We start from the raw sequence: 21,498 nt of genomic DNA on the forward strand, positions 1-21,498 counted from the left end.
CACGATGGCTCTCACGATGGGGTCAAAGGAACTTTTGATGGCGCAGCGCTGCGACCGACGGGGCAGCTGTCACCAATGGGCATATCGAAGCCACATCGGCGCCGCGCATTCCGGCCCAGCCGCCCGACAGACGGCTGAGATAGATCTTTTAGTCATGTGCAGTCACTGCAACCGGTGGCACCGGGCTCGGCGTCCGGCTTTGCAAGAGTTCGCCGCGCTCCTCCAGAACGGGATATGCTGCGGCGGCGACGAGGTGGGAATTGATCTGCTTGAGGTCGCGCAGAAGGTCGAGGTGAAGCGAGCTGGTCTCGGCGGTCTCGATCCCGCCCTGGCGCAAGCGCTGGAAATGGGCTTCCGTCCCCTCGCGCTCCGCCTTGCGGAAAATCACCTTCTCCTCCGCCAGCATACGGGCGGCACTTTCATTCTGCGTCATGAACAGGGCAGCCGCCGTCTGGAGGTTCGACTGCAATCGGTCGAACAATGTCGCCAGTTCGAGCTGTCCTTCCTTCGAGAAACTCAAACCGCGACGCAGGCGTTTTGCCAGGTGCGGCAGAAGGTTCTGGTCGAGCACGTCGCCGGCATGTTCCATGTTCATCGAAAACAGCAGGATCTCGTTCAGACGCCGCCGGTCGGCTTCTCCAAGCTCGTCGGGATCGATCGATGTCAGATAGGTCTTTACGGCCGTGTTCAGGCTGTCGAGGATATTGTCCAGCGATCGCAATCGCGTCAGCGCCTTTCGATCCGTGTCCGATAAGGCGGACTTGGCGCCCGCAAGCATTTCCGAGAGCACGTCCACCAGTCTCAGCGCCTCGCGCGCTGCCGCGCCGAGAGCAACCACGGGCGTTTCCTTGGCCGCCGGATCAAGATATCTCGGGCGCGTCGGATCGGCCTCGTCGATCTTCCGCGGCAGCAATTTGGTCAATAGATCGGCATAGGGCCGCAATAGCGGCATGAACACCACGGCCAAAACGACATTGAAGGCGGTATGAAAATTGGCGACAGCTCGGGCGCTGTCGCCATCGATCATCGCCGACAGACGTGCGGCTGGCTCCAACAGGGCGATCATCGCGATCACACCGACAATGCGTGTCAGCATATTGCCGATGGGCAAACGCTTCACCGATAGATCCGCTCCCGACTGCCCTTCGATGAGTGGGTTGATCGCGGTGCCGAGATTGGCACCGAGAACGAGAGCAAAGGCCTGATCGACATCGATGAGCCCCTTGCTTGCAAGCGACATGATGAGCAGAACCACGGCCACGCTGGAATGGGCGGCCCATGTCAGAATAGCTGCGAGAAGCATACTCAGCACCGGCGTCGCGGCGATCGCATCAAGGACGTAGGCGAGCGCCTTCGACCCCTCATACTGCGTCATCAGGTCGAGGAGCTGATGCAGTGCCAGAAGCATGAAGCCAAGCCCAATCATGACGCGGCCAAGATCGTGCACGCGTGAATTCCCGGTTCGGCGGAACATCAGCACGCCGATCAGGATTAGCGCCGGCGAAGCCGCCGCGACATTGAAAGACAACACCTGAACGATCAGGGTCGTGCCGACATTGGCTCCCAGCATGACGGCAAGTGCCGGCACGAGATCCACCAGCCCGCCCGCCGCGAAGCCGGAGGCCATCAGGCCGGTTGCCGTACTGCTCTGCAGGATGGCGGTGACACCGATGCCCGCAAAAAAAGCCTTCGTGCGATTGCTGAGCGCCCGGCCGAGAAAAGAGCGCAGATCAGGCCCGAAGGCGCGCTGGATACCGGTCTGGACCATGCGCGTGCCCCAAAGCAGAAGGGCGATGTGGCCGGCCAGAGCAACGAGGCCGAGAATAAGCGCCATAGTGGTCCTCCATATGCCTACGATGCTGGGCATCAATATCGCGATTATCTAAACTTTCATTAGCCGACTATGTTTCTTTGTCTTGGCGCCTTTTGCAAGGTCAGATTGTCATAAATCGATGAAATAAGAGTTTTTACGTTAAAAATCATAGATATAGGATTTTCATGAATCCTACCACCATTCGTTAGGAATATCCATTTTCCCAAGAAAGGTCGGCCTGAAAGCGACGATTTTCTGTCTCCAACGAGATCGTCTGAGGGTTGTTGCGTCGCCTTTTTGCTTTGATCCGTCCAAGGTCTGGCCAATATAGCACAGAAGCCTTCACTTGCCGTGCGGCGGGTCCGTGGTCGCAGGTTGGAAAGACACACTGGCGAGGAGTTCGAGATGACGCATTTTATCTGCATCACATGCGGCACACAGTTCGACGAAGGCGACGGACCACCTCTGGCCTGCCCAATCTGCGAAGACGAGCGCCAGTTCGTACCTCAATCGGGACAGGAATGGACAGACATGGCGAGCCTCGGCCAGAAGCATGAGGTAATCTGGAACGAGGAAGCGGAAGGCGTCCACAGTCTGCAGATCTCGCCTCATTTCGGCATTGGCCAGCGCGCCTTTCTGATCGAAGGACCTGACGGCAATATCCTCTGGGACTGCCTCAGCCTTATCGACGAGCCTAGCAAGGCACGGATCACCGCCATGGGCGGCTTAAGCGCGATCGCGATCTCCCACCCTCATTTCTATTCGTCGATGACCGAATGGAGCGCCGCCGGCGTCAGCGTGCCGATCCATATCCACGCCAACGATAGCGAATGGGTGCAAAGGCGCGATGGGGCGCTACATCCATGGACAGGCGAGACACTGTCGATTGGCCAGGCGACCATGATCCGTTGCGGCGGCCATTTCGACGGCAGTTGCGTGCTCTATTGCCCTTGGCTCGAAGGCGGGCGCGGCGCGCTCTTCGTCGGCGACACGATGCAGGTGACCATGGACCGCCAGTTCGTCAGCTTCATGCGCAGCTACCCAAACCTCGTTCCGCTCGACGCCAAGGCCGTGACGGCGATATCGGAAGCGGTTCGACCCTATCGGTTCGAAGCGATATACGGTGCATTCCCCGGTCGAACGATCGAGATCGACGGCAATCGCGTGGTGGAACGTTCTACTGAGAGATACCTGAAGGCTATCGCAGGTTGAGGTTTCATTGGGCTAAGAATATGGCATCTGCTGCCTGCTTCTTCCCCAGTGGTCATCGATCGGTCATGATTAAAGGCACCTTAACGCTTCTCAAGCATATCTGACCGCATGTCTCATCAAGACATTCGCGGCGCCATGACGGCATTTGCTGGAATGACCATGACGTTTGGCCCATCCGGCGCGTCGGCTTCTTCAATCATCGACACGCTGGATCACCGTAAAGGACCGATCCCGTGCAAACCCGTTTCAATTTGATGACGAAAATTTTGGTGGTGGCATCTCTGGTCGTCATCGCCGCCCTCTCCGGTTTTTCAATTTACATAGACAGCCTTCAGCGCACGGCCGCCAGCGAAGCGGTCAAGGGAGAGATCGAATCCTCCGGTCTTCAGGCGTCGCAGAGTATCTCGAACTGGCTGGGCGCACGCGTCATGCTGACCGAACTTGCCGCCAATGCCGCCGCCAAGGCTGGAAATCCGGCTGGCATCAGCGGCGCCTTCGACAATCCCGTTCTGCTGCGCGAATTCATGTCCACCTATGTCGGAGACGAGCAGGGCGTCTTCACCAGCGTTCCCAATCAGCCGCTTCCGGCGGATTACGACCCGCGCAAGCGGCCCTGGTACAAGGATGCCGTGAAGGCCGACAAGCTGGTCCTGACCGATCCCTATAATGACGCCTCGACGGGCAACCTCATCATCAGCGCCGCCATGCCGGTCAAGCGCGACGGCAAGCTGTTCGGCGTTGCCGCAAGCGACTTCTCGCTCGGTTCGCTCGTCTCCATGATCAAGTCGGTCACCATGGGCGGCAAAGGTTCGGCATTCCTGGTGAAGAACGATGGAACCATTCTTGTCCATCAGGATCAGCAGCTGGTCACCAAGAAGCTCGCCGATGCCTTTCCGCAGGCAACGCCTGCGATCGGCTCCGGCATTTCCGAAACGATCTTCAACGGCAAGTCCGTCCTTGTCAGCTTCCTGCCCGTTCAAGGCTTGCCGCGCACCGACTGGTATCTCGGCGTGCAGATCGACCGCGACGCTGCTTTTGCCGGCGTCGCCAAATTCCGGGTTGCTGCGACCGCCGCGACCGCTATCGGCGTCGTCGCCCTGATCGGCGTCTTGGCGATGCTGCTGTCGAGATTGGTGGTCCGCCCGGTCCTGCAGATGACGAGCGCCATGGGCAAGCTTGCCGGCGGTGACGTTTCCGCCGAAATTCCAGGAACCGATCGCAAGGATGAGCTCGGGCGCATGGCCGCGGCGGTCGCTGTCTTCAGGGACAACATGATTCAGCGTGGTCGCCTTGCGAAGGAGGCCGAAGATACGCGGATGCTGAGCGAGCAGGAGCGGCGCGACCGCGAAGCCCTCAGGGCCATTGAGGAGGAACAGATCGCTTCCGCCGTGCAGTCGCTCGCCGATGGGCTTGGCCGTCTTGCCAATGGCGATCTCGTCCATCGCATTAACGTTCCCTTTGCCGGTGATCTCGACCGCCTGAGAACCGACTTCAATACGTCGGTGGCACGGCTCCACGACGCCATGGCGACCGTCGGGCGCAATGCCCGGGCAATCGACACCGGTGCGGGAGAAATCCGCGCCGCCGCGGATAATCTTGCACGCCGCACCGAGCAACAGGCCGCTTCTGTCGAGGAGACCGCGGCAGCCCTCGAGGAAATCACGACAACGGTCAAGGATAGTGCCCGCCGGGCGGAAGAAGTCGGCCAACTCGTCACGCGAGCCCGCGGCGGCGCGGAAAAATCCGGCGAGATCGTCGAAAAGGCCGTCGGCGCCATGAACATGATCGAAAAATCCTCCGGCGAGATCTCCAACATCATCGGCGTCATCGACGACATCGCCTTCCAGACCAATCTTCTGGCGCTGAATGCCGGTGTCGAAGCAGCCCGTGCCGGCGAGGCGGGCAAGGGCTTTGCCGTGGTCGCGCAGGAAGTCCGCGAGCTCGCACAGCGCTCCGCGCAGGCGGCAAAGGAGATCAAATCCCTGATCACCGCCTCCGGCGAGCAGGTCAAGAACGGCGTTACCCTTGTTAACCAGACGGGCGAAGCGCTTGAGGTGATCGTGCGGGACGTTCAGGAGATCAACCGCAATATCGAAGCGATCGTGCGAGCCTCGCGCGAACAGTCGACAGGTCTGCAGGAGATCAATACGGCGGTCAACACCATGGATCAGGGCACGCAGCAGAACGCCGCCATGGTCGAGCAACAGACGGCCGCGAGCCACGGTCTGGCGTCGGAAGCCGCGACCTTGAACGAGCTGCTCGCACAGTTTCGCATTAGCGAGCAGGGCGCCAACGAAACACGCACCCGGCGCGCGGCCTGAGGCGACGAGGTCCAAATTCGATCCGTCCGCCCGCCTTGCGAAAGCAAGAAGGCGGGCGGCAATGCTTGAGCCTATAGCGAACTAGTTCTCCAGCGCCGTCTGCTTGTCCTTGACCAGCCGCGTCGGCAAATTGACGGTGACGGACAGCCCTCCGAGGCTGGAACGGGCGAGCGTTAGCTTGCCGTCATAGGCTTCGACCAGATCCTTGGCGATCGCCAGCCCGAAGCCGGTTCCGGCGATGCTTTCGTCGAGTCGCCTGCCGCGCCGGATGAAAGCCATTTCCGCATCCTCGGGCAGGCCCGGGCCATCGTCCTCGATGCACAGTTCCACGCCCTCGGGCAACTGCGACAGGCGAACCTTGACCTTGCCGGCCGTCCATTTCCTGGCATTGTCGATCAGATTGCCGGTAATGTCGGCAAAATCCGCCTCGTCGATCGCCAGCCACATCTCCGGCGGCGCCACGAGCTCGAAATCGATTTTCCGCTCGGCCGAGAGACGCCGCATGACCGAGATGATCTTCTGGAGATCGGCGCTGGCATCCATGACGCCAACGGTATGGGCGGCGGCGAGGCTTGCGCGGGTTTGCGCAAGCGTTCGCTTGATCTGCGCCTCCATCCGGCTCACCTCCGTCTGGATCGCCGCGGCCCGCTCCGACATCCCCTCTTCGGAGAGAATACGCGCGGTCGCCTCAAGCGCCGCGAGCGGGGTCTTCAGGCCATGCGCGAGATCGCCGGCGCGCGCACGCGCCTGTGTCAGTTGGGTTTCACGCGATGCGAGCAGCCCGTTGAGGTCGTCCACGAGAGGCTGTACTTCTCGCGGAAACTGACCAGTGATCTTGCGCGCGGACCGCTCCTGCACCGCCATCAGGGCCGTGCGCAGGTCATTGAGCGGCCGCAGCCCGTATCGCAGGAATACCACGACTGCCCCGATCAGGGCGACTGACAGCACGCCAAGAGAGGGCGCCATGGCATAGAAGAAGCGCCAGCGCGCCGGTGCAAGCTCGCTGTTGTCGAGCGCCATGACGATATCAACCATCTGGTCGCCCGTGGCCGAGGGGATCGAAATGGATCGTTCGACGGCGAGAAGACGGCTGCCATTTGGCCCTTTCATATCCGTCGCCCGTCCGGCATCGCGAGGCCGGGCACGCAGCCAAGGCAAATTCTGCTCCCAGAGCGATTGCGAGCGCAGCTCGACAGTGCCATTGCGGCCGACCTGCCAATAGAAGCCACCATTCGGAATGCCGAAGCGGGGATCAGTCGGCGTGTCATCAAGGAAGAGCTGATTCGACGAATTGATATCGACCGCGGCGAGAAGAACGCGCAACTCCTCGTCTATCTCCGAGAGGGCGAGAGCTCTGACGGCCAGCCCGGAAATGGCATTGATGCCGACCCCCGCCAGAAAGGTTGCGACGATGATCGCCACCACGGAACCCAGCAGCAACCGCCCTCGCAGCGAGAACGGTGTCATGACGGCGGCGCCTCGCGCGGGATAATGTAGCCCTGGCCGCGCCGGGTCTCGATGACGGTGCCGTCGAACTTGCGCCTGAGGCGTGCGACAACCACTTCGAGCGCGTTCGACAGAAGCTCCGTCTCTTCGTCATAGATGCTGTCGGCGATCTGCGTTCGGGAAAGCACCGTGCCGGCATTGTGCATCAGATAGGCAAGAAGCCGGTATTCCAGCGCGGTCACCTGAACGGGCTGACCGCGGAACGAGACGGTGCGCTGGCGCGTGTCGAGCTCCAGCACGCCATTGGAAAGGATGGGAGAAGATTGCCCGGCGGCGCGGCGCATGAGGGCGCGCACGCGGGCCAGAAGCTCCTCCATACGGAAGGGCTTGGTCAGATAGTCATCGGCACCCGCATCCATGCCGTCGACCTTGTCGCGCCAGCCGTCGCGCGCCGTCAGTATGATAACAGGCATACCCCGTTTTTCTGCGCGCCAGCGCCGCAGAACCGTCAGGCCATCAAGCTTTGGAAGTCCGAGATCGAGTATGACAAGATCAAAGTGCTCGATATCGCCACGATACCAAGCTTCCTCTCCGTTGCTCACGCTCGAGACGACATAATGCTGATCCTCCAGGCAGCGGCGCATGTCCGCCACGATACTGGGCTCATCTTCAGCAATCAGAATGCGCATTCTCAGCGTCTCTCGATCACGGCAAGCGTTGCGCCGTCGAGCACTATATCACCACGTTTGCCATCCGGCTTCAACACGCGCACGGCATAGGCCTGACGCCCAGCCCGGCGAACCCGCTTGATGCGAAGCACCTTTCCCGGCATTTCGCGCGCAACGACCGCATAGATGTCGCGCAGCGGCCGCAAGCTGCCGGCATCTTCGACCAGAACACTGTTATGTATGCGACCGAATGCCTCCATGCCTGGCAAGCTTAGCGGAACCGCCACCAAGAGAACGGACAGCCAGCGGGGCCAGCCGGCTCCTCGCCCGAATATGCGCAACAATATCAATCCTTCTTTCGAGCTGGCACGCAGGGCTCGCCCTGCAGCGAACCAAGCATAGCTTTCCCAACATTACAATTCACTGACAACGCCCGTAAGAGAGCTGCAAATTGAAGGGTGTATAAGCATGAGCAGATGGCACGCTGATTGTGCCGAGTTTCGTTCCGCAGAAGTTACCATGACTATCCAGATTTCGTCGATTACCCCAAATGCCAGCCTCTCGGTTTCCTCAGGCGGCATTCGGCCTGAATTCGTCCGCAATGAAACCATGGTGGACATCTTCAAGGCAACGGTTGCCCGCAGCTCCCACAAGACGGCACTCACGCTGATCGGAACCGACCAGGCGATGACCTATGCCGAACTGGACCGGCGCTCCGATGAGGCAGCGCGCGCGCTCAGCCGTCGCGGCATTGGTCCGGGTGACTTCGTCGGTCTGTGGTTCCAGCGTTCCCTCGAGCTACATGTCGCACTTTTGGCGATTCTCAAGGCCGGAGCTGCCTATATTCCCTTCGATGCAGCGGCCCCTGCCGACCGCGTGGCGGTTAGCCTCGCCGATTGCGGCGCGAAATGGCTGCTGACCCATGATGAAAAGGCGGCCCTTGCCCCCGAATTCGACGGCCAGACCCTGATCCTCAAGGGACTGCTCGCAGAAGACAATGATGGCATCGCGCCGCGTGCCGCCACGCATGACGATCCCGCCTATGCGATCTACACCTCCGGCTCCACGGGCAAGCCGAAGGGCATCGTCATCACGCACCGGAATATCTGCCACTATCTGCGGGCAGGCAACGATGTCCTCGGCATGGTCGAATCGGACGTCGTTCTTCAACAGGCTTCGGTCGCCTTCGATCTTTCGCTCGAGGAGATATTCGTTCCCTATCTGGTCGGCGCGACATTGAAGGTTGCGACATCTGCCGTTATGGCCGAACTCGACAGGCTCGCAGATGTACTGGAAGCAGAAAAGATCACGGTCATCGACACGGTGCCGACGCTGCTCACCATGCTGGAGCGCGATGTCGAAAGCCTGCGCGTCATCATCGTCGGCGGCGAAGCCTGCCCTCCGGCGATCGTCAGCCGCTTTTCGAAAGCCGGCCGGCGCCTGATCAATACCTACGGCCCGACCGAGACGACGGTGGTTGCAACCTACGCCGAACTCGATCCATCCCGGCCGATCACGATCGGTGGGCCGATCGCCAACACGACCGCCTATGTCGTCGACGAAAACCTGCAACTCGTGGCACGTGGCGATACCGGTGAATTGCTGATCGGCGGACCGGGTGTCGCTGCCGGCTACAGAAACCTGCCGCAGCTGACAGCCGCGAAGTTCATCGCCAATCCCTTCGCCGGTCATGACGACCCGATGCTTTACCGCAGCGGCGACGCCGTGCTGATGGACGAGGAAGGGCAGCTCCATTTCCTCGGGCGCATCGACGACCAGGTCAAGATTCGCGGCTATCGCATCGAGCTCGGCGAGATCGAAACCGTCGTGGGCGAGCTTCCCGACGTGAAGGCCGCATCCGTCGTCGTGCATCGTCCGCCGGATGGCGAGGACATGCTGGTTGCCCACGTCGTTACCACGGGCAGCAGCTTCGATCGCGACAAGGCGCGCGCCGTGCTTACAGCCAAGCTGCCGCCCTACATGGTACCCGCCGCCTGGCATAGCCATGTCTCGCTGCCGCGGCTTCCTTCCGGCAAGATCGATCGCAAGACGCTTGCCGCCATCCCGCTGGTGAGCGATCAGCCGACCCAGGCACAAGAGCCGCCGCGCACATGGACGGAAGCACAGCTACTCAAGGCCGCCACGGAAGCGCTTCGGCTGCGCTCCATCAGCTTCGAGGCGGATTTCTTCACCGAGCTCGGCGGCCATTCCATGCTGGCGGCCCGGTTTGTTTCCGAAGTGCGTAAGATCCCGCTGCTGGCGGGCATCGCCCTGCGCGACGTCTATGCCGGCCGCACTTTGCGCGGCATCGCGGCGATCCTGGAGCAGCGCGCGGAGCGCGCTTCCGGACAGGAGCGCAAGAATTTCGAGCCCGCTCCTTGGCGCCGGCGCTTTCTCTGCGGTCTTGCTCAGGCCGTGGTGCTACCCTTCATCGTCGCGATCGCAACGCTACAATGGATCGGCCTACTGCTCGCCTCCATCCTGCTGATCGATGACGGCGCGTCGGTCTGGAATGAAATCCTCATTCTGGGCGGCGTCTATCTGGCTCTCAATCTCGGTGAGAAGCTGGTCGTCGTCGCCCTCAAATGGCTTGTCATCGGCCGCACGCGGCCCGGTGTCTATCCCTTGTGGGGCACCTATTATTTCCGCATCTGGCTGATGCAGCGCATCGTTCAGCTCACCGCTCCGAAATTCCTGAGAGGTTCGCCGCTTATCCGCGTCTATATGCGCGCACTCGGCGCCAAGGTCGGCAAGGATGCGATGATCGATGAGTTCGAGGAAGGCGCGATCGACCTTGTGCGCATCGGCGCGAGATCCAGCCTCGGTGTCAAGATCAAGCTCGCCAATGTCGAAGTCATCGGCAATGAGATCCATGTCGGCACGATCGATATCGGCGAAGGCGTGCAGATCGGCAACGGCTCCGTCATCGGCCACAATGTCAAGATCGATGACGGCGCCGTCATCGGCGATCTGACGGCGATTGCCGCCGGCACCCATGTTGAAGCCCATACGCGCTGGGATGGCTCGCCCGCCCGCCAGACCGGGCACGCCGAGCACGAAGAGATGCCCGCCCATCCGGAGCTCGGTACCGTCGGACGCATCTTCCAGTTCGCGGCCTATTTCGTTGCCTACAATCTTAGCCTCGTCGTCGGCCTGCTGCCGATCTTCCCGGCCTTCTATCTGTTCTCCGCCGTACAGCAGATCTACGCGCCCGGCTCCGATGAGGCCTTGTCCTGGGGTATGATCGCCGCGCTCTCCTGGCCGGCCGCCTTCCTGCTGATCGTCGTGTCGATGGCTGTCGTCGTGGCGCTCAGATGGGTACTGTTGCCTCGCGTCGTACCGGGTCGCTATTCCATTTTCGGCAATCTCTATTTCCGCAAATGGGTCGTCGGCCTGACCACCGAGGCCATGCTGGAAACCCTGAATTCGCTCTACGCCACCGTCTTCATGCGCAATTGGTACCGCCTGATGGGGGCCAAGATCGGCAAGGGCACGGAGATCTCGGCAAACTTCGCCGGCCGCTACGACCTTATCGAAATGGGCCGCGACAACTTCATCGGTGACGAGACCATCTTCGGCGACGAGGAAATCCAGAATGGCTGGATGATACTCAAGCGCCTGAAAACAGGCGATCGCTGCTTCTTCGGCAATTCCTCCGTCATCTCGCAGGGTGCGGTGATCGAGAGCGATTCGCTCGTCGGCATCAAGACGCGCCTGCCCGATTCCCTGCACGTCAAGTCGGGCGAAACCTGGTGCGGCAGCCCCGCCTTCCAGTTCCCGACGCGCGAGAGGCTGCAGGCGGCTGCGAACACCACCTATGCACCGCCGCTCCGCATGCGCCTTGTGCGCATCCTGTTCGAGGCCATGCATACGTCGTTGCCGACCGCCATCCTCATCGTCATGGCACTCGCCATGTCCGACATGCTGGCCAGCGAAATCGACAACGGTGCCTGGGGCAGCCTTTTCTGGACGCTGATGGCCGCCGGCCTCGCCACCTCCGGCATCCTCTACCTCGTTGCCGTCGCATTCAAATGGACGCTGATTGGTACCTACAAGCCGATGAACCGGCCGATGTGGTCATGGTGGGCCATGCGCACCGAAGCCGTCGCGGTCTTCTACGGCGGTCTCGCCAGCAAGATGCTGCTCGACTATCTGCGCGGCACGCCGTTCCTGCCCTGGCTGCTCCGTCCCTTCGGCGCCAAGATCGGCCAGGGAGCATGGATCAACAGCACCGATATCTGCGAATTCGATTGCACCCATATCGGCGACCACGCCGTCCTCAATATGGGCTCCTGCCCGCAGACCCATCTCTATGAAGACCGCATCATGAAGGTCGGCCGCATCACGATCGGCGACGGCGTCTCGATCGGCTCGGGCAGCACCGTGCTTTACGAGGCCAATGTCGGCGATTTCGCTGATATCGGACTGCTGACCCTGGTCATGAAGGGTGAGGCCATCCCGCAAGGAACGTCGTGGGTCGGCGCACCTGCCCAGGCGGTTCAAACCGAGCAGGAACCGGCTCCCGTCGCTCAGAAAGAAGCCCTGCCCTCCGCCGCGGCGTGAGCGTGGGATGACTGCCCCTCGACTAGAGGTCGTCCTGGCGGTCGCGGATGCGATCGCCATCCTCGTCCGCCCGATGCCTGGCGGACGAGCGGAGCGTGATCAGATCGCGCAAACAGCCTTGAGAACAGCCACGCAGCGGGACGATCTTTCCATCTATCGCCGACCGAGCGAGCGGCCGGCGCTGAGGCAGCCCTATCACGAGCTGGGTGTTTCGCTTTCACATCGCACCGATCTGCTACTGGCGGGCTTTGCACCCAACAATGCTGTCGGCGTGGATATAGAGGTCGAGGATATCGACGGCTTCGACCCAATCGCTTTTGCCGCCGACCACTTCTCGCCGAGGGAAGCGGCCGCGGTTGCCACGTTCGATAGCGCGATCGCGCTGGAAGTCTGCTACCGGCTCTGGGTCGCAAAGGAGGCTGCGCTGAAGATCAGCGGCCGCGGCATCTTCGACGGGCTGGACGAACCCGATCTGGCGGCGCAACTGAACCTCCTGCGCACCGATGGCGCGACCATCCGTCTTGGCGCCGGATCGCGGCTGCCGCCAATTGCGCTCACCGTAACGCGACTTGGTGGAACCGTGGATCAAGCCGTCTATTGCGCCCTTGCCACGGATATGAGCTGAACGACGATTCAGCGATGGGAAGCATTTCGGCCGGCACGACGCGGGTTGAAGCCGCGCCCCATCCATACCCGTAGATTTCACGGCCGCGGCGGCGCGTCCGCATCTTGGCGCGAAGAAAACCAGTTTGCCAGGGTTGCACCGGAAATATTGTGCCAGACGGAAAAGATCGCGCTCGGAACGGCGGCGATCGGCGAGAAATAGGCTGTGGCCAGCGCTGCACCCAGGCCTGAATTCTGCATGCCCACTTCGATCGCCAGCGCCTTGCGCTTGTAGAAATTGAGCCCGAGCACTTTCGATGCATAATAGCCGAACAGGTAGCCGAGACCGTTGTGCAGGACGACGACGGCGAAGATCAGCAAGCCGGACTGCACGATGGCTGCCTTCGATGCACCGACGACAGCCGCAACGATCAGTACGATGCCGATGACGCTGACGAGAGGCAGGACCGGGATTGCCGCGCGAACCAGGCCGGGCACGGCCTTTTGTGCGATGACGCCAAGCAGCAGCGGCACGATGATGACCTGCACGATGCTGATGAACATCGACCAGGCATTGACAGGCAGATACTGGCTCGCGAACATCCAGACGAGGAACGGCGTGACGATGGGCGCTGCGAGCGTCGTCACACTCGTGCAGGCGACCGACAGCGCCACGTCGCCACGGGCAAGATAGGTCATGACATTGCTCGAGGTGCCGCCTGGGCAGCAGCCGACCAGAATGACGCCGGCTGCGACTTCCGGCGGCATCGGAATGATCCGCGTCAAAAGCAGTGCCAGCGCCGGCATAATGCCAAAATGTGCGATGACGCCGATCGCGACTTCATGGGGACGACGTGCCAGCTCGCGAAAATCGTCAACGGATATGGTCAGCCCCATACCGAACATGATGATGCCGAGAAGGACGACGATCCAGGGTGCGAACTGCTTGAAGAAATCGGGCAGGAAGAAGCCGAGAGCGGCAAACAGGATGACCCATATGGAAAAAGTCTTGCCGACGAAGGCGGAAAAGGATGCCAGGAATTTCATGGAATCTCCGGGGGGAAGGAGCATGATGATGTTCGGCCGGTCTAAACCCGGCGCATCGCGTGTCAAGGCTTCGAACCGCCCGATCCGTTCGCTTCCATCATCTAAGCAGCGTAAATCCACCGAAGGGCGCGGCAAGTTTGCCTTGCAAGGAGCAACTGCATGACTGTTACCGAACCTGAACCCATGTCCCGCACGAAGGCCATATCCTACGCGATCGGTCTGCCGCTTGCGCTGCTTGCTCTCGTCTTTTTACCTGTCGGTCGCCTCGACTGGCGGCCCGGATGGGTCTTTATTGTTTTCCTCCTGGTAATCTACGGGATCGCGATACTGGTCATGCGACGCGTAAACCCCATGATCTTCAGGGCACGCAGCCGCTTCCAGGCCGGAACCAAACGTTGGGATCTCATTCTGGTCTCGCTCATCTGCCTGGGTATGATCGCCGAAATACCGCTTGGAACCCTGGATGCCGGCAGGATGAAATGGTCGGTGATGCCAACCTCCGTCGTGATCCTGGGTTATATCCTGCTAGCGGTCGGCATTGCGCTCGGCACATGGGCGCAGGCCGTCAATCGCTTCTTTGAACCCGGTGTCCGCCTCCAGCGCGAACGCGGCCAACATGTCATCAGCAATGGTCCCTACGCCTATGTGCGCCATCCGGGCTATGTCAGCGCGATCTTGGTATTTGCAGGGCTGGCGCTGGCGCTCGGTTCCTGGTGGGCTTTAATCCCAGCCGCTTGGGCAAGCGGGGTACTGATTCTGCGTACCAGCTGGGAGGACGCCCTGCTGCAGGCGGAACTCGAGGGTTATGCCGATTATGCCGGGCGCGTGCGGTTCCGATTGCTGCCGGGTGTCTGGTAATGCTCGATTTCGGCCGGCGCTAGGCTTTGCCATGCCATAGAGAGAGGAGGCCACCGGCCCCTCCTTTCAATGGATCCCTTGCGGGCACGCCAAGTTTTTCGATCATCGCCTGCTGCTCGGCCGTGGGCATTTCCCGGCAGAGATCGGCCTCCTGACCGGGAGGATAGCCGCCGATCACGAGCAGGTCTTCGCTCGCCTCCAGCCGGCAATGGCCGGTTCCGGCCGGTAGCAGCAGGGCATCGCCGGCCTCGACCGTGATTTCCTTGCCGCTGGGTCCGCCGATCATCAGCCGGGCCCGACCTGCCGCAACGCCCAATATTTCGTGCGCCGTGGAATGAAAATGGTGAAAGGGATAGACGCCATTTCGCCAGAGGCCGCCCCAGCCATTGGTTCGAAAGAGCCGTTCGAAACTCTCAGCTCGGTCGGGGCCATCGAGCACCTGCCGATAGACGATCACAGGAAATCGCTGATTATTCGGGATCCAGCCGGACTGCTCGAATTTGATTGCCTGCTCCATCCGATCTCTCCCTGTCGATTTCCATCATAACCGCGGGATCGCGCTGCGGTTCCCACAAAGCCGGGGAACGATTGCCTGCGGCTGGGGTTTGGAAACGGGCGTTCCGATCAACGATACAGCGAAAGGATAGATCATGCCTTCCATCAATTCCGCACATATCCTCATTCTGGCGACCGACGGCTACGAACGTTCAGAACTTCGCGTTCCCCTCGACGAACTCAGGAAGCGTGGCGCCGATGTCAAGGTTGCCTCCATCAAGAAGGACAGCATCAAGAGCTGGGACAAGACCGATTGGGGCGACAGCGTTGAGGTCGATATCATCGCTAAGGATGTCGACGTGAACCAGTTCGATGCGCTGGTGCTGCCGGGTGGCCAGATCAATCCCGACAAGCTGCGCATGGATGGCGATGCCATGCGGGTCGTCCGTGATTTCCTGAATTCCGGCAAGGTGGTCGCCGCCATATGCCACGCGCCCTGGCTGCTCGCTGAAGCCGACGCGTTGCGTGGGCGCCAGGCAACCTCCTACTGGTCCATCAAGACGGACGTCAAAAATGCCGGCGCAACCTGGAAGGACGAAAAGGTCGTGACTGATGAAGGCATCATCACATCTAGGTCGCCCGACGATCTTCCCGCCTTCGTAGACAAGATCGTCGAGGAGGTTCAGGAGGGCCGGCACCACCGGCGCGCAGCCTGACCACCCGATCCCTGCGAAACTTGCCAAGCCCCGACAGCATCTGCCGGGGCTTTCGCATCCTTTCCCTGTAGCAGAACGATAGCTCAGCCAATCCGCATATTGACTGGTCGCGCTTGCTTTGATCTGTTGGCTGAACATGACGATGCCTGATGCCCGCCGGAGGTAGACGGATATCGGGGAGGAAAGCAGGGCATGACGATGGAGGCTGTGAGGGCGGTCAGCCTGAAACAGGTGGCGATTTCCTTTGAAATGGCCGGCAAGACACGGTTCGACGCCGTAGCGGCGACCAATCTGAATGTTGAGGCGCATGAGTTCGTGGCTATTGTCGGCCCGACGGGCTGCGGCAAATCCACACTTCTCAATGCGACGGCGGGGCTTTTGACGCCCGCGTCAGGGACGGTCGAAGTCTTCGGCCAGCCCCTGAAATCCATCAACCGCCAGGCAGGCTATCTCTTCCAGCAGGATTCGCTGATGCCATGGAAAACGGTTCTCGAGAATGTTGCGATCGGACTAGAGATCACGGGAACGGATACTGCCGAGGCAAGAAGGATTGCGCGGGATTGGTTGGGACGCGTCGGCCTTGCCACATTTGCCGATCGTTTCCCGCGCATGCTCTCGGGCGGCCAACGCAAGCGGGTCGGTCTTGCCCAGGTGCTCATCCGCAATCCCAAACTGCTCCTGATGGACGAACCATTCGGTCCGCTCGATGCGCAGACCCGCCTGATCATGGGCGACCTCCTGCTGAAACTCTGGTCCGAGGACCGCAAAGCCGTGATGTTCGTCACGCACGATCTCGATGAGGCGATCGCCCTTGCCGACCGTGTCGTCATCATGTCCGCCGGTCCGAAGTCCCGCATTATCGGTGACTTCAAGGTGCCGCTGGAACGGCCTCGCGAAATCGGCGAGATCCGGCACGATCCCGTTTTCAACCAGCTTCATCGTGATATCTGGCAGGCGCTGCGCGACGAGGTGATGACCGCCTATCGCCAGAGCAGCGGAGAGATCGCATGAACCGCTCCCTCCTTCTCCTGCTACAGATCCTGGTGGCGCTGGTCATTCTGGTCCTCTGGCATCTGGCGACGAATACCGGCCTCTTCGGCAATCCGAAGACCATATCCTTCTTCTTTGCCGATCCGCTCAAGGTCGCGCAACGTGTGATCCAATGGTTCGCCAGCGGATCGATCTGGTATCATCTCTGGATCACGCTATCGGAATCGATCCTGGCCTTCCTGCTCGGCGCCTTCGGCGGCGTCGTCTTCGGCTTCTGGTTCGCCCGCCGGCCGCTGATCGCGGCAGTCTTCGACCCTTATGTGAAGGCGGCGAATGCACTGCCCCGTGTCGTGCTGGCACCGATCTTCGCGTTGTGGTTCGGCCTCGGCATCTGGTCCAAGGTGGCGCTCGGCATCACGCTCGTCTTCTTCATCGTCTTTTTCAACGTCTACCAGGGTGTCAAGGAAGTCAGCCAGCCGGTGCTGTCCAATGCCCGCATGCTTGGAATGAACGAGCGGCAGCTGCTGCGCCATGTCTATCTGCCCTCCGCGCTTTCCTGGGTGTTTTCCAGCCTGCATACTTCGGTCGGCTTTGCCGTTGTCGGTGCGGTCGTCGGCGAATATCTCGGTTCCGCCGCTGGTCTCGGCTACCTCATCCAGCAGGCCGAGGGTGTCTTTGATGTGACGGGCGTCTTTGCGGGCATGGCGGTTCTGACCGCTTTCGTCCTGCTGGTGGATTGGGTCATGACGATGGTCGAACGACGGCTGCTTGCCTGGCGCGGCCAGTAGCGCAACGAAACGGAGACGTGGAGGAAAAACTATGGAACGCAGGACATTTCTGATCGGGACCGCGAGCTTTGGAATCGGCGCTTCGCTTGCGGGGATTCTGCCGGCGGTGGCGCAGGATGCGAAGCCGGAAAAGCCGGACCTGTTGATCGGCGTCGGCGGCAAGCCGCTGCTCTATTATCTGCCCCTGACGATCGCCGAACGGAAGGGCTTCTTCAAGGAAGAGGGTCTCAACGTCACCATCAATGATTTCGCCGGCGGTTCGAAGTCGCTGGAGGGACTGATCGGCGGCTCCCTCGATGTCGTCGCCGGCGCCTATGAACATACGATCCGCATGCAGAACAAGGGTCAGGATATCGTCGCGATCTGCAATCTTGGCCGCTTCCCCGGCATCGTCATCGCCGTGCGCAAGGACCTCGCCGGCGAGATCAAGTCGATGGCGGACATGAAGGGCCGCAAGATCGGCGTCACCGCGCCAGGCTCCTCGACGGCGCTCATGTTCCAATATGCCATGCTGAAGAACGGACTGAAGACGGACGATGCGTCGCTGATCGGCGTCGGCGGCGGGGCCGGCGCCGTTGCCGCGGTCAAGAGCGGTCAGATCGACGGCCTTTCCCATCTCGATCCGGTCATCGCGCAGTTGCAGTATGATGGCGACGTCACGGTGCTTCTGGATACGCGCACCGAGGCCGGTACACGTGCGCTTTTCGGTAGTCCGAACCCGGCCGCGACCGTCTACATCAAGCGCGAATTTGCGAAAGAGAACCCAATCACCACGCAAAAGACGGTCAACGCCTTCATGAAGGCCCTGAAATGGATCGCGACAGCAAGCCCCGAAGATGCCGCCGGCGTCGTTCCGGAGGAATATCTACTCGGCAATCGTGACCTCTACATGCAGGCATTCAAGAATTCCAAGGAAATGTATTCCCCGGACGGCATGGTCACACCGGAAGGCTATAAGTCCATGATGGGCGTGTTGAAGACGCTCGATCCCGAACTCGCCAATGCCGACGTACCCTTCGAGAAGACATTCGATCCGACTTTCGCCAAGGCTGCAAAGATTTGACCGAAGCAATGGGTCTGCCCGGCGGTTGACCGGGCACATCCATATCCTGTCGGCTCCCGGGCTAGCGAACCAAAATCCCTATCAGATCGGCGAGCGTCGGTGGGCCGGCGTGATGCTGGTGGCGAAGGCTCTCCCGCCTTATGGATCCAGCCCGCTGCTGTCCTTGCACGTCAAGCGATCATAACGGCAACTAAAAGCTTCCATCCCTCTCGAAAAAATCAACCAGGCGCCTAGATCACGCATGGTAGTGTGATCTGAGGTGTAGCGAGGTTTTATTGCCCGTGCCTTTCGGCGGCTTCATTCGTCGTCAAACGCCGGGATTCAAGCGGAAATCTATGGAGCACCAACGGCATGGCTTCACTTGCCAAACTGTTTCGAGCGCCCTTCCTAATTGCCTTATTTATCCTTTCCTGCGCGATTTCCGTTGCCTGGGCCGATGATGCCGGTCAATCATCAGGTGGGGCTCAGCTCCCGCGACCGACGAGCAGCCATAGAGCGACGGCGACGGAAAATATCCGCAATACATCAACTCAATGGATATGGAGGCGATGAAAATATCAACCTGAGGCTGAACAAAAATGAATCAGTGGGTGTGTGGGACGGACAGACCTTTTATGATGAGCTCGACGGCACCAACAGATCAGACCGTGACCTCACCATAGCCGATAGCGTCTCGCTCCGGATTTGCCCCGGAACGACGAACTTGGCCAGGCGCAGATAGCGAAGTCACTTGCTTGCCACCGCGACAAGCCTCGGCGTTCTGGAACGGTCGATCCTGTCGATTTTACCGCCGCGGCCATCGGCAGCGCGATCATATTTATGCAGCTAACGGTGGAATATCTCTACGTCATGTATGATTAGTAATCTCATTGTCATATGACGATAGCGAAAACCTGATACGGCGTTGACAGGCGCACCAGCCAACTACCCTATTCCGTAAAGCAACACACGGGGGAAAAATATGATCGGCACACGATATCAGATCAAGGCGGGCGATACGCTCTGGTCTATCGCCCACGAGCATCTCGGCCATGGTGCGCAATGGCCGCGTATCTGGCGCTATAACAACCGCCGCGATGTCATTCGCACCACCGGACATGGAATCCCCGATCCGGATTTGATCCATACCGGCAGCACAATTTTGATCCCCGTTCTGCCAGGTCAGCGCGAGCATGGCAGCAACGGCCATAACCATACACCGCATATTTCGCAGCATCATAATCCCTCGACATCCGCCGCCACTTCGGCGCCGCATTCAGCCTCGCCGCAGCCGCTTCGCACCGGCAACCCGGCTACGGAACTGAAGAAGGAGTTGCCGCACGTCTATTCGCCGATCTCGATCAAGTACCGCTTGAATGATCTGACAATGCCCGTCATTGAGACCCCGACGGCGACGATCGAGTTCCGCATGACCGGCGATGTCGTCCTGATGACGGACAAGCGCTACCCGGCGACCTATGTGAGCAATGGCGGACGGCTGGAAACGCAGATTTCGCAGCAGGCCAACGTCGCTTTCGGCCAGCTCATTGGCGACACCCGCTTCATCTACGATTCGAAGAAAAAGGAAGTGACAGTGCGCTCGATGCTGGTCAGCCAGAGCACGACGCCCAACGCGGCCGCCACCGCGGTTGGCGTCGAGTTCAGCTCCGGCAGCCCGATCCCGAAGCTGCGTGCCGAGGTCCGCTTCCCCAAGCTGCAGGGCAGGATCGGCCCGTTCCACTATGTCGCGATGAGCGTGGCCTTTGTGATTCTGATCACGCCTAAAGCACAGATTCCTCCGTCTGCGCCTTCGCCGCAGGCCGTGCGTGACGCGGTGCGTATCCGCGAGCCCGATGAAGGAACAAACTGGAGCCGCGTCATCGGCACCGGCCTGGTCATCGGTGCTGGCGTCATTGTCGTCGGCACCCTCGTCGAGGATTTCTTCTCCGGCGGCGTCGGCGTCGCCGATGATCCGGCCTCCTTCGCGGCCGCCGGCGCCTCGCTGACGCGCGGCCTCGCCATGCTTCGGGGTGCGGCCACCACAGCCCTGCCACGCGCCGCGGTTCCAGCCGCCGTGCATGTCGGCGCCCGGGTTGGACTGGCACATTGATTGTCTCCCGGCGTCTTCTACTTGGCGCAGCGGTGGTTCTGGCCGGGAGCGGTTCCTACCTTCTCGGCCGATCTACACCGAAAGAGGATACCATTGCCGATGCTGATGCTTATGCGGCCAAGCTTGGCCAGCAACAGGGCCTGACGATCGGCTTTGGCGATCCGTCAACCTTCTACGTGCCACCCTATCTACCCGCCGACGCGCCGGTAGAGGGCGTCGTGTTGAGCCCTGCCGACCGCACCGCCGTGAAGGACTCGCTGCGCGGCATTGCCAGGGCTTTCGAAGCTTATCCGGATCAATGTCTCGGCCGGATCATCAAGGCGATCTTCATCGCCGGCAAGATTTTGATCGACGGCGCCGAAGCGGGCGGCACCTATGGGCAGGACTGGATATTTCTCGCCGCACCCTCCAACGTATCGGCCGAGACGCGTCAGCTGACCGCGGAGCTTGGCGTGCACCACGAAACAAGTTCCTTCATCTGGCTCCGCAATGATGCCCTGCAACGGTCCTTCACCGCGCTCGAGCCAGCCGGATGGCAATTTCAGAACAGTGCGACCGATCAGATCGCTCGCAATGGCCAGACCGCTCCACCGGTGGAAACCGGCTTTCTCTCCGCCTATGGCGCGACGACCTCGGAGAATGACTTCAATACCTATGCAGAGATCGTGTTTTCCGATCCGGAGCGTCTGATAAAGCTGGCCGAAAGCTTACCGCTCATTGCAAAAAAGCTCGCGCTGACACTCGATTCCTACATCGCCGTCGACGAGCGGCTGCGCGAGACCTTCGCTCGCAACGGCCTGCTGAAAGCGGCCGTGCGATAGACCGG

At 60.7% G+C, this 21,498-nt stretch carries 17 protein-coding genes; 11 read left to right on the top strand and 6 right to left on the bottom strand.

Annotation, left to right across the window (positions count from 1 at the left end; all coding sequences use genetic code 11):
- Positions 1-148: 148 nt before the first annotated feature.
- A complete protein-coding gene (locus FBZ97_RS17445; protein WP_145321500.1) occupies positions 149-1,834 on the bottom strand; it encodes a Na/Pi cotransporter family protein in 1,686 nt (561 codons plus the stop codon).
- A 384-nt stretch (positions 1,835-2,218) separates the two neighbouring features.
- On the opposite strand from FBZ97_RS17445, the gene FBZ97_RS17450 reads away from it, so the two are divergent.
- Together FBZ97_RS17450 and FBZ97_RS17455 are read left to right on the top strand one after the other, a co-directional pair.
- Positions 2,219-3,025, top strand: coding sequence for an MBL fold metallo-hydrolase (locus tag FBZ97_RS17450; RefSeq protein ID WP_113353205.1), 807 nt, complete (start codon positions 2,219-2,221; stop codon positions 3,023-3,025).
- A 254-nt stretch (positions 3,026-3,279) separates the two neighbouring features.
- Positions 3,280-5,346: a methyl-accepting chemotaxis protein gene (locus tag FBZ97_RS17455; RefSeq protein ID WP_145321498.1), complete on the top strand. Its 2,067-nt coding sequence runs from the start codon at positions 3,280-3,282 to the stop codon at positions 5,344-5,346.
- 81 nt (positions 5,347-5,427) lie between these two features.
- Here FBZ97_RS17455 and FBZ97_RS17460 read toward each other — a convergent pair whose 3' ends face one another.
- Genes FBZ97_RS17460 through FBZ97_RS17470 form a run of 3 tightly spaced genes read right to left on the bottom strand, consistent with a single transcriptional unit; the run spans position 5,428 to position 7,801 of the window.
- The gene (locus tag FBZ97_RS17460; protein WP_113353207.1) at positions 5,428-6,813 is read right to left on the bottom strand and encodes a HAMP domain-containing sensor histidine kinase; all 1,386 of its coding nucleotides are present in this window, start codon (positions 6,811-6,813) and stop codon (positions 5,428-5,430) included.
- Entirely contained in the window at positions 6,810-7,481 is a 672-nt protein-coding gene (locus FBZ97_RS17465) for a response regulator transcription factor (protein ID WP_113353208.1), read from the bottom strand. Before FBZ97_RS17465 ends, FBZ97_RS17460 begins: the two co-directional genes overlap by 4 nt.
- 2 nt (positions 7,482-7,483) lie before the next feature.
- On the bottom strand, positions 7,484-7,801 hold the full coding sequence (locus FBZ97_RS17470; protein WP_246661791.1) for a hypothetical protein: 318 nt from the start codon (positions 7,799-7,801) through the stop codon (positions 7,484-7,486).
- Between the two features lie 178 nt (positions 7,802-7,979).
- Between FBZ97_RS17470 and FBZ97_RS17475 the strand changes: the two genes are divergently transcribed.
- Together FBZ97_RS17475 and FBZ97_RS17480 are read left to right on the top strand one after the other, a co-directional pair.
- Complete coding sequence (locus tag FBZ97_RS17475) at positions 7,980-12,023, top strand: Pls/PosA family non-ribosomal peptide synthetase (protein ID WP_145321496.1); 4,044 nt, start codon at positions 7,980-7,982, stop codon at positions 12,021-12,023.
- 7 nt (positions 12,024-12,030) lie between these two features.
- The gene (locus tag FBZ97_RS17480) at positions 12,031-12,648 is read left to right on the top strand and encodes a 4'-phosphopantetheinyl transferase superfamily protein (RefSeq protein WP_145321494.1); all 618 of its coding nucleotides are present in this window, start codon (positions 12,031-12,033) and stop codon (positions 12,646-12,648) included.
- Between the two features lie 77 nt (positions 12,649-12,725).
- Here the strand turns inward: FBZ97_RS17480 and FBZ97_RS17485 are convergent, their stop codons facing one another.
- A complete protein-coding gene (locus tag FBZ97_RS17485) occupies positions 12,726-13,673 on the bottom strand; it encodes a bile acid:sodium symporter family protein (protein WP_145321492.1) in 948 nt (315 codons plus the stop codon).
- 159 nt (positions 13,674-13,832) lie between these two features.
- Between FBZ97_RS17485 and FBZ97_RS17490 the strand changes: the two genes are divergently transcribed.
- Complete coding sequence (locus tag FBZ97_RS17490) at positions 13,833-14,531, top strand: isoprenylcysteine carboxylmethyltransferase family protein (RefSeq protein ID WP_173002526.1); 699 nt, start codon at positions 13,833-13,835, stop codon at positions 14,529-14,531.
- Between the two features lie 19 nt (positions 14,532-14,550).
- On the opposite strand, the gene FBZ97_RS17495 is transcribed toward FBZ97_RS17490, so the two are convergent.
- Positions 14,551-15,048 (bottom strand): cupin domain-containing protein, encoded by a 498-nt coding sequence (locus tag FBZ97_RS17495; RefSeq protein WP_145321490.1) that lies wholly within the window; start codon positions 15,046-15,048, stop codon positions 14,551-14,553.
- A 133-nt stretch (positions 15,049-15,181) separates the two neighbouring features.
- Between FBZ97_RS17495 and FBZ97_RS17500 the strand changes: the two genes are divergently transcribed.
- From FBZ97_RS17500 to FBZ97_RS17525, 6 genes are all read left to right on the top strand, one after another.
- On the top strand, positions 15,182-15,742 hold the full coding sequence (locus FBZ97_RS17500) for a type 1 glutamine amidotransferase domain-containing protein (protein WP_113395066.1): 561 nt from the start codon (positions 15,182-15,184) through the stop codon (positions 15,740-15,742).
- Between the two features lie 192 nt (positions 15,743-15,934).
- Positions 15,935-16,753, top strand: coding sequence for an ABC transporter ATP-binding protein (locus FBZ97_RS17505; RefSeq protein ID WP_113353215.1), 819 nt, complete (start codon positions 15,935-15,937; stop codon positions 16,751-16,753).
- Positions 16,750-17,520: an ABC transporter permease gene (locus tag FBZ97_RS17510; RefSeq protein WP_113353216.1), complete on the top strand. Its 771-nt coding sequence runs from the start codon at positions 16,750-16,752 to the stop codon at positions 17,518-17,520. The genes FBZ97_RS17505 and FBZ97_RS17510 overlap by 4 nt, the downstream gene beginning before the upstream one ends.
- Before the next feature lie 31 nt (positions 17,521-17,551).
- Positions 17,552-18,583: an ABC transporter substrate-binding protein gene (locus FBZ97_RS17515; protein ID WP_145321488.1), complete on the top strand. Its 1,032-nt coding sequence runs from the start codon at positions 17,552-17,554 to the stop codon at positions 18,581-18,583.
- Positions 18,584-19,544: 961 nt separating this feature from the next.
- Positions 19,545-20,672: a LysM peptidoglycan-binding domain-containing protein gene (locus FBZ97_RS17520; RefSeq protein WP_113420777.1), complete on the top strand. Its 1,128-nt coding sequence runs from the start codon at positions 19,545-19,547 to the stop codon at positions 20,670-20,672.
- On the top strand, positions 20,669-21,493 hold the full coding sequence (locus tag FBZ97_RS17525) for a hypothetical protein (RefSeq protein WP_145321486.1): 825 nt from the start codon (positions 20,669-20,671) through the stop codon (positions 21,491-21,493). The genes FBZ97_RS17520 and FBZ97_RS17525 overlap by 4 nt, the downstream gene beginning before the upstream one ends.
- Positions 21,494-21,498: the final 5 nt, after the last annotated feature.

This window comes from Rhizobium sp. ERR 942, assembly GCF_007828395.1.
Taxonomy (GTDB): Bacteria; Pseudomonadota; Alphaproteobacteria; order Rhizobiales; family Rhizobiaceae; genus Rhizobium; species Rhizobium dioscoreae.